Source organism: Gordonia terrae (assembly GCF_051789125.1).
Classification (GTDB): Bacteria; Actinomycetota; Actinomycetes; order Mycobacteriales; family Mycobacteriaceae; genus Gordonia; species Gordonia terrae_A.
The window spans coordinates 2,536,117-2,550,904 of record NZ_CP196526.1 but is presented as its reverse complement, the minus strand read 5'-3'; the positions used below and the strand labels follow the sequence as shown (position 1 = coordinate 2,550,904).

General features: G+C 68.7%; 12 protein-coding genes and 1 tRNA gene. 6 read left to right on the top strand and 7 right to left on the bottom strand.

What is annotated here, in order from left to right; genetic code table 11:
- Positions 1–12 precede the first annotated feature (12 nt).
- Genes ACSUZC_RS11595 through ACSUZC_RS11585 form a run of 3 tightly spaced genes read left to right on the top strand, consistent with a single transcriptional unit; the run spans position 13 to position 2,585 of the window.
- On the top strand, positions 13–1,122 hold the full coding sequence (locus ACSUZC_RS11595; RefSeq protein WP_439032907.1) for a YncE family protein: 1,110 nt from the start codon (positions 13–15) through the stop codon (positions 1,120–1,122).
- A gap of 9 nt (positions 1,123–1,131) precedes the next feature.
- Positions 1,132–1,464, top strand: a complete 333-nt coding sequence (locus ACSUZC_RS11590; protein ID WP_439032906.1) for a DUF5703 family protein — start codon at positions 1,132–1,134, stop codon at positions 1,462–1,464.
- The gene (locus tag ACSUZC_RS11585) at positions 1,458–2,585 is read left to right on the top strand and encodes a quinone-dependent dihydroorotate dehydrogenase (protein WP_439032905.1); all 1,128 of its coding nucleotides are present in this window, start codon (positions 1,458–1,460) and stop codon (positions 2,583–2,585) included. The genes ACSUZC_RS11590 and ACSUZC_RS11585 overlap by 7 nt, the downstream gene beginning before the upstream one ends.
- A 16-nt stretch (positions 2,586–2,601) precedes the next feature.
- Here the strand turns inward: ACSUZC_RS11585 and ACSUZC_RS11580 are convergent, their stop codons facing one another.
- Both ACSUZC_RS11580 and ACSUZC_RS11575 read right to left on the bottom strand, forming a co-directional pair.
- On the bottom strand, positions 2,602–3,147 hold the full coding sequence (locus tag ACSUZC_RS11580; protein WP_439032904.1) for a YbhB/YbcL family Raf kinase inhibitor-like protein: 546 nt from the start codon (positions 3,145–3,147) through the stop codon (positions 2,602–2,604).
- Between the two features lie 104 nt (positions 3,148–3,251).
- Entirely contained in the window at positions 3,252–4,586 is a 1,335-nt protein-coding gene (locus tag ACSUZC_RS11575; RefSeq protein WP_439032903.1) for a M20/M25/M40 family metallo-hydrolase, read from the bottom strand.
- A 107-nt stretch (positions 4,587–4,693) separates the two neighbouring features.
- Between ACSUZC_RS11575 and ACSUZC_RS11570 the strand changes: the two genes are divergently transcribed.
- A tRNA-Leu gene (locus ACSUZC_RS11570) sits at positions 4,694–4,782 on the top strand.
- Between the two features lie 75 nt (positions 4,783–4,857).
- Here the strand turns inward: ACSUZC_RS11570 and ACSUZC_RS11565 are convergent.
- Positions 4,858–5,787, bottom strand: a complete 930-nt coding sequence (locus tag ACSUZC_RS11565) for a mechanosensitive ion channel family protein (protein WP_439032902.1) — start codon at positions 5,785–5,787, stop codon at positions 4,858–4,860.
- 93 nt (positions 5,788–5,880) lie between these two features.
- Positions 5,881–7,143, bottom strand: coding sequence for a M23 family metallopeptidase (locus tag ACSUZC_RS11560; RefSeq protein WP_439032901.1), 1,263 nt, complete (start codon positions 7,141–7,143; stop codon positions 5,881–5,883).
- A gap of 110 nt (positions 7,144–7,253) precedes the next feature.
- Here ACSUZC_RS11560 and ACSUZC_RS11555 point away from each other — a divergent pair, with 110 nt between their 5' ends.
- Both ACSUZC_RS11555 and ACSUZC_RS11550 read left to right on the top strand, forming a co-directional pair.
- On the top strand, positions 7,254–8,324 hold the full coding sequence (locus ACSUZC_RS11555; protein ID WP_439032900.1) for a nucleoside hydrolase: 1,071 nt from the start codon (positions 7,254–7,256) through the stop codon (positions 8,322–8,324).
- Between the two features lie 4 nt (positions 8,325–8,328).
- Positions 8,329–9,279 carry an LLM class F420-dependent oxidoreductase gene (locus tag ACSUZC_RS11550; RefSeq protein ID WP_439032899.1) on the top strand — a complete coding sequence of 317 codons (951 nt, stop codon included), beginning with the start codon at positions 8,329–8,331 and terminating at the stop codon, positions 9,277–9,279.
- Between the two features lie 140 nt (positions 9,280–9,419).
- On the opposite strand, the gene meaB is transcribed toward ACSUZC_RS11550, so the two are convergent.
- The 3 genes from meaB to ACSUZC_RS11535 are packed head-to-tail and all read right to left on the bottom strand — an operon-like array spanning position 9,420 to position 14,649.
- The gene (gene meaB / locus ACSUZC_RS11545; RefSeq protein ID WP_439032898.1) at positions 9,420–10,418 is read right to left on the bottom strand and encodes a methylmalonyl Co-A mutase-associated GTPase MeaB; all 999 of its coding nucleotides are present in this window, start codon (positions 10,416–10,418) and stop codon (positions 9,420–9,422) included.
- Entirely contained in the window at positions 10,418–12,718 is a 2,301-nt protein-coding gene (gene scpA / locus ACSUZC_RS11540; RefSeq protein WP_439032897.1) for a methylmalonyl-CoA mutase, read from the bottom strand. Before scpA ends, meaB begins: the two co-directional genes overlap by 1 nt.
- Positions 12,715–14,649 carry a methylmalonyl-CoA mutase family protein gene (locus ACSUZC_RS11535; protein ID WP_439032896.1) on the bottom strand — a complete coding sequence of 645 codons (1,935 nt, stop codon included), beginning with the start codon at positions 14,647–14,649 and terminating at the stop codon, positions 12,715–12,717. Before ACSUZC_RS11535 ends, scpA begins: the two co-directional genes overlap by 4 nt.
- Positions 14,650–14,788: the final 139 nt, after the last annotated feature.

Sequence of the window (14,788 nt, the reverse complement as noted above, 5' to 3'; positions counted from 1 at the left end):
CAAGATGGGGACATGCATGTGCCGCGACGACGCCGTACCCCTCAGCAGTCCCCGGGAACGGGCCCGAGGTCGCGCAGACCGGTTGCGGTCGTCGTGGCGCTCGTGGCCGGCGTCGGCCTGATCTCCGCGTGCGGTTCGTCCGACGACGGCTCACCGGATGTCCCGACCGTCGCACCGGCCACCGCGGTGCAGGCCCCGGCGAGCTCGGCGGTGGCCCCCGCGGGCTCGACCGTCCCCGCCCCGGCCGGCGCCAGGGCTCTCGCCGCGTCAGGCGAGACGGTCGGCGTGGTCTCCGCCGACGGCAGGCAACTGCTGCGGTACGACACCGGGGCCATGACCACCCCGCCGACGAGGATCGACATCCCGGAGGTCACCGCACTCGCGGCCGATGCCGACGGCGGTTACCTCGGTGTGGGTCCCGGCTCGCTCGTCGTCGTCGACGCCGGCGGGTCGGCGCGCACCGTCGACCTCGACGCCGAGGACCCGACCGCGGTGGTCGAGACGTCGTCGGGCGAGGTGGTCGTCGGCACCGCCGACGGACGTGTTCTGGTGTACGACAAGGACTTCGAGAAGAAGCACGACATCGACTCGTTCGTCCGGGTGGACGCGCTCACCGCCGCGCCGGGGTCGGCCGATGGACTCGACGGTCAGGTCGTCGTCCTGGATCGGGCTCAGTCGTCGGTGACCCCGGTCGATCCGCGGTCCGGCGAGCTGGGTCCCGCGCTTCGCGCCGGGAACGGCGCCACGAACGCCACCGTCGACCCGTTCGGACGCGTTCTCATCGCCAACACGCGCGACGGGGAGATCCTCGGGTTCTTCGGATCGCCGCTGGTGATGAGGTTTCGCTACCCCGTGGCCGACGGCCCGTACGCCGTAGACTACGACGACACCCGCGACCTGCTCTGGGTGTCGACGACCGGCAACAACGAGGTGGTGGCATATGACCTGGCCGACGGTGAACCCACCGAGAAGCAACGGTTCGCCTCCGTCGCCCAGCCCGACCGGATCGCGGTCGATTCCGCGGGAGCGGTCTACGTCCTCTCCGGGCGCGAGGGCGCACTGCAGGTGGTTCCCGCCCCCGGAACGCCTCCCGGCGTCGCACCTGTCGAACCGGGCCGGTGAGCAGGTCGGATGAGCACTGATCGACGACTCCAAGCCCATCGCGCACGCACCGCGGCGCGCCTCGGTTCCCGGTATCCGACCGGATGGGAGGTGACCTCCGAGGACGTCGAGTGCATCCTGCTGCGCCTGCCCCCGGATGTGACCCGGGTCACCGCCTCGATGCGACTGGCACTGGAAGCCGAGTTCGGCGGATGGGAGCTGTCCCGGGTGCGCCTCTATTCCGACGGGACCCGCAAGGTGTTACTCAAGCGCCGCCGACCGCCGCGGGGCAGCCGCGGACCCGAGGACCACGAGTCCACCGATCAGACCGGACCCGACCCCCGGAGTGCCCGCGCATGTTGACCGCTCGACGCTCCACCGCCGTGCTCGTCGCAGTCAACCGGTGGTTCTATCCCCTGCTGCTCTCCGTGATGTTCCGGGTGCCGCCGGAACGCATCCACCACATCGTCTTCGTGGCATTGCGCACCATCGGCCGGTTCGCGCCCCTGTCGTTCGTGTCGGCACGTCTTCTCGCACAGCACGACCCGGTGCTGCGCTCTCGGGTGTTCGGCGTCGACTTCCCCGCCCCCATCGGGCTCGCCGCGGGTTTCGACAAGACGGCGGGTGCGATCGACACGTGGGGACAGATCGGGTTCGGCTTCGCCGAGGTTGGCACGATCACAGGTGAGGGTCAGCCCGGCAACCCGCAGCCACGGCTTTTCCGACTGCCCGCCGACCGTGCGCTCATCAACCGGATGGGGTTCAACAATCCCGGTGCGGAGGTGGCGGCCCGGCACCTGTCCGACGTGCGCCGGGGCGCGGTTCGGGTCCCGATCGGCGCCAACATCGGGAAGACGAAGGTCGTGCCGGTCGACGAGGCCGTCGGCGACTACACCCGATCGGCCGGCCTGCTGGGCCCGCTCTCGGACTTCGTGGTGGTCAACGTGAGTTCACCGAACACCCCGGGTCTGCGCGACCTGCAGGCCGTCGACTCGCTGCGGCCGATCCTGTCCGCCGTGCTGGCGCAGGTGGAGGTGCCGGTGCTAGTCAAGATCGCACCCGACCTCGTCGACGACGACATCGATGCCGTCGCCGATCTCGCCGTGGAACTCGGCCTGGCCGGCATCGTGGCCACCAACACCACCATCGGCCGGGAAGGTCTGCGGACCCCGCAGGACCGTGTCCGCGAGATCGGTGCGGGCGGTCTGTCCGGACCGCCTGTGGCCGACCGGTCGTTGACCGTCCTGCGTCGGCTCTACGGCCGCGTGGGTGGCCGGATCGCGCTGGTCAGCGTCGGTGGCATCGAGAGCGTCGACCAGGCTTGGGAGCGGATCTGCGCCGGGGCCGATCTGCTGCAGGTCTACACCGGCTTCATCTACGGCGGGCCGGTGTGGCTGTACGAACTCAACTCCGGGCTGGCCCAGCGGGTGCGCGAGGGCGGATTCTCCTCGATCGCCGACGCGGTCGGCTGCGCGGCCCGCTGAGCCGGAGGCCTGGGACTCAGACGTTCTCGGCGGCCTGCTCGTACGTGCCGACCAGGGTCGCCCTCGCGATCGCGTGCGAGAAGAGGTTGAAGCCGAGGTAGGCCGGCGTCGCGTTCTCCGGGAGGCCGAGTGACTCGGTGTCCACCGCGTGCACGACGACGTAGTAGCGGTGCGGGCCGTGCCCGGGCGGCGGTGCGGCACCGATGTAGCGGCGCAGGGATGCGTCGTTGGTGAGGGTGACGGCACCGTCGGGCAGACCGGAACCGTCCTCGTCGCCCGCCCCTTCGGGCAGACTCGTGACCGACGCGGGGATGTCGGCGACCGCCCAATGCCAGAATCCCGATGCGGTCGGCGCGTCCGGGTCGTACACGGTGACCGCGAAACTCTTGGTCTCGGCGGGGAATCCGGACCAGCTCAACTGCGGTGAGAGGTCAGCGCCACCCGCGCCCATGATCCCGCTGACCTGACCGTTGGCCAGACCCGAGCCGTCGGTGACGCTTTCGGAGGTCAGGGTGAAGCCGGGCAGGCTCGGTAGCGGGGAGTACGGGTCGAATGACGACATGTGGTCACCTTTCTGACGGTTCGCGCATCTGATCGGTCCGGACACTCGGCGGCGACGAGTGCTCACCCGCCGTCGCGGAGCCTCCCGCCACTCTATGTGAGTGCTCAGCTGTGCCGCAGAAAGTGCTCGAAGACCTTGGTACCGAACAGGACCGAATCCACGGGCACCCGTTCGTCCACGCCGTGGAACAGCGCGGCGAAGTCGAGCTCGGGCGGCAGCTGCAACGGCGCGAAGCCGAAGCAGCGGATGCCCAGCTTCGCGAACGCCTTCGCGTCGGTGCCCCCGGACAGCATGTACGGCACCGTCTTTCCCCGCGGATCGTGTTCGAGGATGGCGGCATTCATCGCTTCGACGAGGTCACCGTCGAACGTGGTCTCGTAGGAATCGAGGTGCGTGATCCACTCGCGCGTGACATTGGGCCCGATGAGCTCGTCGATCTCCTTCTCGAAGGCGGCCTGCCTGCCGGGCAGGACGCGGCAGTCGATGACGGCCTCGGCCTTCTGCGGGATGACATTGGCCTTGTACCCGGCCTTGAGCATCGTCGGGTTGGCGGTGTCGCGGAGTGTGGCGCCGATGATCCGTGCGAGGTTGCCCAGCTTGAACAGCGACGTCTCGAGATCGGGCGCGTCGGGGCTCAGGTCCAGGCCGGTTTCCGCGCTGACCTCGGCGAGGAACTGGCTGACCGATTCGGTCATCACCAGGGGGAAGGTGTGGCGACCGATGCGCGCGACCGCGTCGGCGACCTCGGTGACGGCGTTCTCGTCGTGCAGGAACGATCCGTGCCCGGCCCGCGCCTCGGCGGTCAGGCGCATCCACGCCAGACCCTTCTCCGCGGTCTCCACGAGGTAGAGGCGCTTCTGGGTGCCGTCCGGCCGGTCGACGGTCAGAGAGAACCCGCCGACCTCCCCGACCGCCTCGGTGATCCCGTCGAACAGATCCGGCCGGTTCTCGACCAGCCAATGCGAACCCCAGGCACCGCCGGCCTCCTCGTCGGCGAGGAACGCGAACACGATCTCCCGAGGCGGCACCGTGCCGTCGCGTTTGAACTGCCGGGCGAGCGCGAGGGCCATCCCGGCCATGTCCTTCATGTCGACGGCGCCACGACCCCAGATGTAGCCGTCCTTGACCGCGCCGGAGAACGGATGGACGCTCCAGTCGGCCGGCTCGGCCGGGACGACGTCGAGGTGGGCGTGCACGAGCAGGGCGCCGCGGTCGGAGTCCGGCGGCCCCGCCAGCCGCGCGAAGACGTTCCCGCGGCCGGGGCGTCCCGACTCGACGTACTGGGTGGTGTAGCCCACCTCCTCGAGTTGCTGGGCCACCCACTTGGCGCACTCCTCTTCGCCTTTGGTGGTCTCGGGTTCACCCGTGTTGGAGGTGTCGAACCGGATCAGCTGGCTGACCAGATCGACGACTTCGTCGGTCGCAGACTGTGAAGACACCCCTCACTCCTACGGGATTTGGGATACGCGGGCAACCTCGGTTAGGGTTATCCCGCTGCAGCGAGACGACGGCGGGAGACCGACGCAGAACCGCGGGCAGTGAGCAGGTCCGAGTGGCGGAATGGCAGACGCGCTAGCTTGAGGTGCTAGTGTCCTATTAACGGACGTGGGGGTTCAAGTCCCCCCTCGGACACCACGATCAATGCAGAAGACCCCGGCTACGGCCGGGGTCTTCTTCGTTGTGCGGCAGACGCTTTGGTCCTACCCCCGCTCAGTTCGCGATCGCGTCGGCGAGGGACCCCCAGGCGCGCGAGTACGGCAGGTCGATCGAGTTCTCGACGAACGCCCGCAGAATCGCGCGGCGCAGTCGCCGCTGCACCGCCCACTGGCCGTTCGGCTTGGTCTTGACCGTCAGACGCAGGACGACCTGGTCCGAGGAGACCTCCTGGACACCGAGCATCTCGATCGGACCCAGGATGTCGGTGGCATCCTCGGCGACGGCCGCACGCGCGGCGTCGTCGGCCACCCGCTGCGCCTTGTCGATGTCTGCGCCCGGCGCGACCGGGACGTCGACCCGCGCGACCGCGAACTCCTGACTCATGTTGCCCACGCGGGCGATCTCGCCGTTGCGGACGTACCAGAGGGTGCCGTCGATGTCTCGCAGCGTGGTCACCCGCAATCCGACCGACTCCACCTCGCCGACGGCTTCCCCGAGGTCGACGATGTCACCCACCCCGTACTGGTCCTCGAGCAGCATGAACACCCCGGTCACGAAGTCCCGCACCAGATTCTGAGCACCGAAACCGACCGCGAGACCCACGATGCCGGCCGAGGCGATGAACGGTGCGATGTTGACGCCCAGGACGCTCAACACCGAGAGCACGACCCACACGAGCAGGACGATCGACACGGTCGACTTGAGGACCGACCCGATCGTCGCGGCGCGCTGGGCCCGCCGAGCGGCGATCGTGGCAGTCCGTTCGGTGGATGCGGACTTGGCGCGTAGGCCCCGCATCAAGACCGTCCCGCGGCCGTCGCCGGCATCACGGGACCGCGGCCGGGTGGCGCGGTCGATGGCACGGTGGATCACGAAACGGACGATCAACGCGACGACCACGTAGGCGACGATGCGAGCGGGATTCTCGATCAGCCATTCGCGATTCGTTTCCGTCCATTCAAAGGCAGAGTCCTGAATCGACATGGGTCCGACCGTACGGATGATGACATCGTTGTCCAGTCGCCGCGGCCCGCCGGGACCGCGACCGGGCCGGGCATGACGGGTCGAAAACCCTTGTCATCCTGCGGTGAACGTGACGATGTTCTGATCGAGGATCATCTGGTCCCTGTGTGTGCTCTCCGTCACTCCGGGGGTGAGCCGCAGAGGCACCCCCGTCCCTTCCGAGGCGTCGAAAGCCGCGGTGTCGGCCACCTGCCCGGTGATCGTGAACGTCTCGGTCACGCTCGGGACACCTTGCGAACCCAGGAATTCCGGCCCGTTCATGACGTGCACGTGCAGGTGCGGCGCCACCGAGTTCCCGGTGTTGCCGACCTTGCCGATCACCTCGCCGCGACGTACCCGGTCGCCCGCCGTGAAGCGGACCGACCCCGGTTGCATGTGCGCATAGTTCACGTAGAGGCCGTCTCCGATGTCGAGAACGAGATTGTTGCCGTCGGCGTCGTCGATCGGCAGGTCCGGCGGATAGGTCCCCGGCGTCTGCTCGGGCAGATCGTTGCGACTCGCGACCACAGTCCCGTCGGCGACAGCGAGAACGTCGTCGCCGAAGATCCGATAGTTCGCGGGGTCCTTCGCGTCACCGACGAAGATCCGTCCGTCGGCATCGGCCTGCTCCCAGTCGACCGCGTAGCGCTGGGCGAGGACCGGCGACCCGTTCAGCGGAAGGATCGCGCGGGTGTGCCGGACAGCGTCGCAGCAGGCGTCGGCGGCGATGTAGCGCTCGCCCGCGAGCGGGGGTCCCAGGACCGGGACGACCGAGTCCCCGACCGTGACGGGTGCGATGCGTTCGTCGACGTCCCGCATGCCGGGAGGTGCCGCGTCGGCGCGAACCGAGATCTCGTGGACCAGTTTCTTGGGTGCGGCGCCCGACAGGATCACGTGGATGAACAGGACGCCGTTCTGTCCCGTTGCCAACACCTCCGAGAACCCGTCGGGTGCACCGGGAGCAGGCGGCACCGAGGGTGCACCGGTCGGCTTGAGGCGGTTGCGGACCCCGTTCTCGTCGAGGACGAGGAGCGGTGTGCGGTCGGTGTCGGCGTCGAGCACCTCCACCCCGGCGATCGCGACGGGTGTGCGCATGTAGTTGGTCAGCGAGATCTCGTAGACGAGGTGGTTCTTGCCGTCGGAACCGGCGAACGGCGTCGGGGCGAACATCACCGAACCGACAACCGGCGTGACGACGGGATCAGCGGGCAACCCGCCGGGGACGGCGGACCCACCCGTCGAGGACCCGTCCGATTGCGTAGAGCTCGCTCCGCACGCGCTGATGAGAAGTACCGCCCCGGCACCGAGTGCGGCCAGCGCGAGTCGTGTCGAGGCCATCGGTTCCTCCGGGACTCGTCGGGGCGACGACGTTCGTCCCGGATGTGGCGAGCGTAGAGGCCCGTCGGGGTGGTGGTGTGTGGTTCGCGCCGGACCGGCACAATTGTGTGGTGACCCAGCGCCTGTTCTTCGACTGCGACACCGGCATCGACGACTCACTCGCGCTGATCTATCTGCTCGCACGCACCGACGTCGATCTCGTGGGTGTCGCGTCCACCGCAGGCAACGTGCCCGTCGACGTGGTCGCCGCCAACAACCTGGCCTGGCTCGAACTGTGCGGACGGCCCGAGGTCCCTGTGCACGTGGGGTCGGCCACTCCCCTGGTCGCCGACCTGATGACGACCGAGGACACGCACGGTCCGCTCGGCGTGGGGTACGCCGAGCTGCCCACCCCCACCATCACCGCGAGCCCGGTCGATGCCGCCGACGCTTGGATCGAGGCGGCGCGCGCGCATGACGGCGAACTGGTGGGTCTCGTGACCGGCCCGCTCACCTCGCTGGCCACGGCGATCCGCCGGGACGCGACTCTGCCGTCTCGCCTGCGCCGGCTCGTGATCATGGGTGGCGCATTCCACACCCACGGCAACACGACGCCCACGTCCGAGTGGAATGTCGCCGTCGATCCGGAGGCCGCCGCGGAGGTGTTCGCCGCCTTCGGCATCGGCGGTGCGCCCGAACCCATCGTGTGCGCACTCGATCTCACCGAATCGGTCGTCCTCACACCCGATCACGTCGTGCGGCTCGCCGCAGCCGCCGGGAGCACACCCGTGGAATGCCCGGATCCGGCCGACGAACGCGGACTGCGGTCCGCCACCGGCAACGAGATCATCCGACACCTGGTCGATGCGCTGCGCTTCTATTTCGAGTTCCACGACGACCACGACGAGGGGTACATCGCCCACCTCCACGATCCGTTCGCCGCACTCGTCGCGCTGGCGCCGGATACGGTGACGACCCGTCCCGCACACGTGGCCGTCGAACTCGCCGGAACGCTGACGAGAGGCATGACGGTTGCCGACGAACGCTGGATGTCCTCGTCGGGACCGAACGCGCGAATCGCGACGTCCGCCGACGTCGAGGCTGTCTTCGACGAACTCATCGACACGATCGGCTCGTTCGCTCGCAGCCGCGCAACGGAAGTCGTCGGCGCCGCGCCGGTGGACTCCACCGGACTAGTCTGAACGAGTGACTCGACTCGGTTACCAGATCCCGAACTTCACCTACCCCGGCGTCGCCGCCGACCAGTTGTTCCCCACCGTCGTCGCGCAGGCGCGAGAAGCCGAGAACTCCGGTTTCGACACCGTCTTCGTGATGGACCACTTCTATCAGTTGCCGATGCTCGGTGAACCCGACGACCCGATGATCGAGTGTTACACCCTTCTCGCGGCACTCGCCCAGCACACCTCGACGGTGCGACTGTCGTCGCTGGTCACCGGAAACACCTACCGCAACCCGACCCTGCTCGCGAAGACGGTCACGGCACTCGACGTGGTGTCCGGTGGCCGGGCCCAGCTCGGCATCGGCGCGGGGTGGTATGAGCTGGAACATGATTCACTCGGCTACGAGTTCGGGACGTTCACCGACCGGTTCGAACGCCTCGAGGAGGCGCTGCAGATCATCCTCGGCATGCTCGCGGGCGAGGCACCGAGCCTCGACGGTGACCGCTATCGGGTCTCCGGTGCGCTCAATGTCCCTGCACCGCTGTCGAAGATCCCGGTGATGATCGGTGGCGGTGGCGAACGCAAGACGCTGCGGATGGTCGCGCAATACGCCGACGAATCGAACCTGCTGTGCACACCCGCCGACATTCCCCGCAAACTCGATGCTCTCGCCGAACACTGCGAACGACTCGGCCGGGACCGCTCGGAGATCACCGTGACCGTGCAGACGTCGGCATGCGTGGCACCCACCCACGCCGAGGCGGCCGCCGAGCTCGAGGCGTACCTGGAGCGCACACCAGCGGCCGAGGCGCGTCGCGGCTCGACGATCGTCGGCGACCCCGACGAGGTGGCCGCCCGATACGCCGATCTGCTCGCGACCGGTATCGACGGCGTCACGGTGAACGCACCCGCCAACGGCCATGTGCCGGGGCGGGTCTCGCTGCTCGGAGAGACACTCGCACCGCTGCTGGCCTGACCCCCTCGGAGGCGCCGGGCCGCACCAGATGTCCACGCAGCCGCCGGGATTGACGTCGCATGCGACGCCAGTCCGTTGACGCGACCTCGATCGAGGTCGCACGGACGGATCGAGATCGCATGCGACCTCGATTGGTGCACTCAGCGCTCGTCGAACGCGTCGACGATCCGCTGGGCGGCTAGCGCCGGTGTCAACGACCCGTCGCGCAACTGCTGCTCGACCTCGCCGCGGATGTCGCGCACCGCGGGCGAGTCCCCGAGCCGGGACAGCACGATGTCGTTGACCATCGCCCACGTCCAGTCGATCTGCTGCTGATTGCGTCGGGCGGTGAACTCGCCTGCCTCGGTGAGGGTCTCGTTGTGGCGCACGACGGTCTTCCAGAACTCGTCGACCCCGGTGTTCTCGATCGCGCTCATGGTGAGCACCGGTGGCATCCACAGCGCGTCGTGCGGATAGATGAGCTTCAGTGCGTTCTTGAGTTCGCGGGCCGCGCTCTTCGCCTCGTTGAGATGCTTGCCGTCGGCCTTGTTCACGACGACCACGTCGGCGAGTTCGAGGACGCCCTTCTTGATGCCCTGCAACGAATCCCCGGTGCGGGCGAGGGTGAGGAACGTGAACGTGTCGACCATGTTGGCGACCGTCACCTCGGACTGGCCGACGCCCACGGTCTCCACCAGCACGACGTCGAAGCCCGCGGCCTCGACCAGCACGATGCTCTCGCGGGTGGCCTTGGCCACGCCACCGAGCGTGCCGGATGTCGGCGACGGCCGGATGTAGGCGTTCTCCGCCGTCGACAGTCGGCCCATACGCGTCTTGTCGCCGAGGATCGAGCCGCGGGTACGCGTCGAACTCGGGTCGACGGCGAGCACCGCGACCTTGTGGCCCAGCTCCAGCAGGTGCATGCCGAGCGCCTCGATCGTCGTCGACTTGCCGACACCCGGCACACCGGTGACGCCGACGCGGAATGACTTGCCCGCGTGCGGCGTCAGCTTCAGCAGCAGTTCCTGGGCGGCCGCCCGGTGGTCGGCGCGCTTGGACTCGACGAGCGTGATCGCGCGCGCCAGATCGGCGCGGCGATCGGCCAGCACGGCGTCGGCCAGCGAGTCGACGTCGATCTGACGTCGAGGTTGGACCGCCATCAGTTCGCGGTCGCCCCGGGCAGTTCCAGGCCGAGGGTGTCGGCGAGCTTGCCGATGAGCTCCACGGCCGAGTCGGCGATGACCGATCCGGGCGGGAAGATCGCGGCAGCCCCTGCCTCGTACAGTTCGGCGAAGTCACCGGGCGGGATCACACCGCCGACGACCACCATGATGTCCTCGCGGCCGACCTCCTTCAGTGCCTCCCGCAGGGCGGGAACCAGCGTCAGGTGTCCGGCGGCCAGTGACGACACACCCACCACGTGGACATCGTTGTCGGCGGCCTGCGCGGCCACCTCCTCGGGCGTGGCGAACAGCGGGCCCACGTCGACGTCGAAGCCGAGGTCGGCGAAGGCGGTCGCGATCACCTTCTGGCCGCGGTCGTGACCGTCCTGACCCATCTTCGCGACCAGGACACGCGGCTGCCGACCCTCCGCCTCGGCGAACTGGCGCACGGCCTCGATCGCCGCGTCGATGTTGCTCACCTCGCCCGCCTCATGCCGATACACCCCGCTGATCGTCTTGATCTCCGCCTGATGCCGACCGTAGACCTTCTCGAGTGCCTCGGAGATCTCGCCGACCGTCGCCTGGTGCCGCGCGGCCTCGATGGCCAGTGCCATCAGGTTGTTCTCCAGGCCGCCTTCCGACGACGCGGCGGCGCGGGTGAGATCGGCGAGGGCCGCCTCGACCGCCGCCGAATCTCGTTCGGCACGCAGTCGGTCCAGCTTCTCGAGCTGCTCGGCACGCACCTTGGAGTTCTCGACCTTGAGGACCTCGATCTCCTCGTCGTCGGCGACCTGGTACTTGTTCACGCCGACCAGCGGCTGCTGGCCCGAGTCGATGCGCGCCTGGGTGCGGGCCGCGGCCTCTTCGATACGCAGCTTCGGCAGGCCCTCGTTGATCGCCTGCGTCATGCCGCCGGCCTCTTCGACCTCGCGGATGTGCTGGCGCGCCTTCTGCGCGAGCTGATGCGTCAGCCACTCGACGTAGTTCGAACCGGCCCACGGATCGATCGGGCGCGTGGTGCCCGACTCCTGCTGGAGGAGCAGCTGGGTGTTGCGCGCGATCCGCGCGGAGAAGTCCGTCGGCAGCGCGATCGCCTCGTCGAGGGCGTTGGTGTGCAGCGACTGCGTGTGCCCCTGGGTCGCGGCCATCGCCTCCACACAGGTGCGGGCCACGTTGTTGAACACGTCCTGGGCGGTCAGCGACCATCCGGAGGTCTGCGAATGTGTGCGCAGCGACAGCGATTTCGCGTTCTTCGGCTCGAAGTCCGCGACCAGCTCACTCCACAGCAGACGGGCCGCCCGGAGCTTCGCGACCTCCATGAAGAAGTTCATGCCGATGCCCCAGAAGAAAGACAGGCGCGGCGCGAACTTGTCGATGTCCAGACCCGCCTCGAGGCCCGCACGGATGTACTCCACACCGTCGGCGAGGGTGTAGGCCAACTCCAGGTCGGCTGTCGCACCGGCTTCCTGGATGTGGTAGCCGGAGATGGAGATCGAGTTGAACTTCGGCATCTTCTGGCTGGTGTACTCGAAGATGTTCGAGATGATCCGCATCGACGGCTTCGGCGGATAGATGTAGGTGTTGCGGACCATGAACTCTTTGAGGATGTCGTTCTGGATGGTCCCGGCCAGCTTCTCCGGCGGTACGCCCTGTTCCTCGGCGGCCACGACGTAGAGCGCGAGGATCGGCAGCACGGCGCCGTTCATCGTCATCGACACCGACACGCTGCCGAGGTCGATGCCGTCGAAGAGCTGACGCATGTCGAGGATCGAGTCGATCGCCACACCGGCCATGCCGACGTCGCCGGCGACGCGCGGGTGATCGGAGTCGTACCCGCGGTGGGTCGCGAGGTCGAAGGCGACCGACAGGCCCTTCTGGCCGGCCGCGAGGTTGCGGCGGTAGAAGGCGTTGGACTCGGCCGCGGTCGAGAAGCCGGCGTACTGGCGGATCGTCCACGGCTGATTGACGTACATCGTCGGGTAGGGCCCGCGGATGAACGGCGCCGCGCCGGGGACCGAGTCGAGCGGGTACGGATGCTCGGCGTCGGCGAGGACGGCGTCGCGCTCGGCGCGGGTGTACACCGGCGTGACGTCGATCTGCTCCGGGGTGTTCCAGGTGACCTGGTCCACCGAATAGCCGTGTGCCGAGGCGAGTTCTTCGGTGACCGCGGCACCGGACCCCGACTCGGCGACGGTCGCGTCGCCGGTCAGCTCGACCCCGGCGAAGCTGGGGATCGACTGCACCGGGTCGCCCTGGGCCGACTCCGACTGCGACAGAGTGGGTTCGGTCTGCGTCATGCTGTCGCTCCCGCCGTTGAGATCAGCTGATCGAGGAGATCGTCCAGGGTGCTCACCGCGTCGATGCCGACGCGCAGTGATCCGTCCGGACGGTCGTCTGCGTCGGGCCATTCCTTGTCCGGGCCTGCGAGCAGGACCTTCGACAGCCCCGCTGCCCGAGCGGCGGCGAGCGCGGCGGGCCCCTCCTCGGCGTAGCGCGCCTTGGTTCCGCAGAGCACCGCGATCGGGGTGTTCGCACCAGCAACCGCGTCACCGATCTTGTCGGCGGTCAGCGGTCCGGGGTTCACCACGGTGATACCGCCTGCTCCCAGGAAGTTCGCGATGAAGGTGGTGCGCCCGTTGTGCTCGGCGACGCTGCCCAACGGTATGAGCAGGACCGACGGCCGTGCGCCCCGTTCGGCGAGGACGACATCGGAACGATCCCGGAGAGCCTCGAAGGCGCGTCCGATACGGGCCAGCCGCGGGGTTCCGGTCACGACGTCGGTGGCTGCGGAGGCGGGAGCCCCCGGCGTCTCCGAGAGCGCGCGTTCGTCGATGTTGGGGAACTCGTTCACGCCTGTCACCGAGATCCGGCGATGCGCGACCTCGGTGTCACGACGCGCGAGTGAGGCGTCGACCTTCTCGGCGATCCACCCGGTGTCGAGCGCGGCGCGGTATCCACCCGCCGCCTCCACCTCGGTGAACACCGTCCAGGCATTCGTGGCCATCTCGTCGGTCAGCGATTCGACGAACCACGAACCGCCGGCCGGATCGAGGACGCGTCCGATGTTGGACTCCTCGAGCAACAACAGTTGGGTGTTGCGCGCGATGCGGCGCGAGAACGACGCACTCGATGTGCGCTTGTCCGCCGGGATCGTCGCGTCGTAACCCAGGACGGTGAGCTGGTCGGCACCGCCGACACCGGCACCGAACGCCGCGATGGTGCTGCGCAGCATGTTGACCCAGGGATCCCGCTGGGAGTACATCGACAGATCGGTGACGCCGTGCGTCAGCGCGCCACCGGCCTGGGGTGCGCCGACCACCTCGGCGACCCGTGCCCAGATCTTGCGCAGCGCACGGAACTTCGCGATGGTGGCGAACTGGTCGTCGTCGGCCGAGACACCGAAGGTGAGCTGGCCCAGGGCTGCCTCGGGAGACAAGCCGGCTGCGGTGAGGTCGCGCAGGTGGGCGACGGCCGCGGCCACGGTCAGCGCCAGTTCGAGTCCGTTGTCGGCGCCCGCGGTGGCGAAGTCGCTGCCGTCGACGCGGAACGACCGCACGCCGGCAGGCAGACCGGAGGCCGCGAGTGCGGTCGCCTCGTCCGGGTCGACGGTCGGGCGGCCGGAGAACGCCGCGGTCAGCGGAGACAGGCCGAAGGAGTGGACGGTGGCGGCGGTGGGTGCAGCGGCGACAGGTGCGGCCTGCGCCTTCTCCTTGAGAGCGACGAGTTCACGCGCTGCGGCGATCCCCTCGGTGCCGGCATCGAGCGTCACCGGGACCAGATCGAGGTAGACGCCGTTCAGCACGGTCGCGAGGTCGTCGATGCCGAGCCCGTCGGCAGGCCTGCTCACCGAGAGCCACAAACCGCTGGTGCCGTTGGCCATGGCCTCGAGGACGAGCTCGTTGAGGTCGGCCGGTGAGGTCGCGTCGTCGCCGAACCGTTCGGTGACACGCCACCCGGTGGTGACGTCCCGGGCGGGGTCGGCGCCACGGACGAACGGGAACCGGCCGGGAAGGCCGGGCTCCGCGATCTCGTCGCGTCGGGTGTAGAGCGGCCGGATGGTCAGCCCGTCGGCGGTGTCGGTCGACAGCAACGCCTCGGGAGTGTCGGGCAGCTCGTCGACGTCCACACGTCGCGACTTCGCCAGAACGGCCGCGGCGGCCGCAGACCACGCCTGGTAGGCCTGATCGAGTTCTGACTCGGAATTGGGCTGGTCAGTTTGCTGTGGCATGTGGGGAAGCACACCTCCGTCAATGCACTGTGATGAGCGCGTACAAGACACTAGCCGATCGCTCGCTCGGCCCGGTGTCGAGGTGGGCGTGACGTGGGACACTCGCAGACCCTGACCGCCGCGGGGTCCAGAGTAGAGT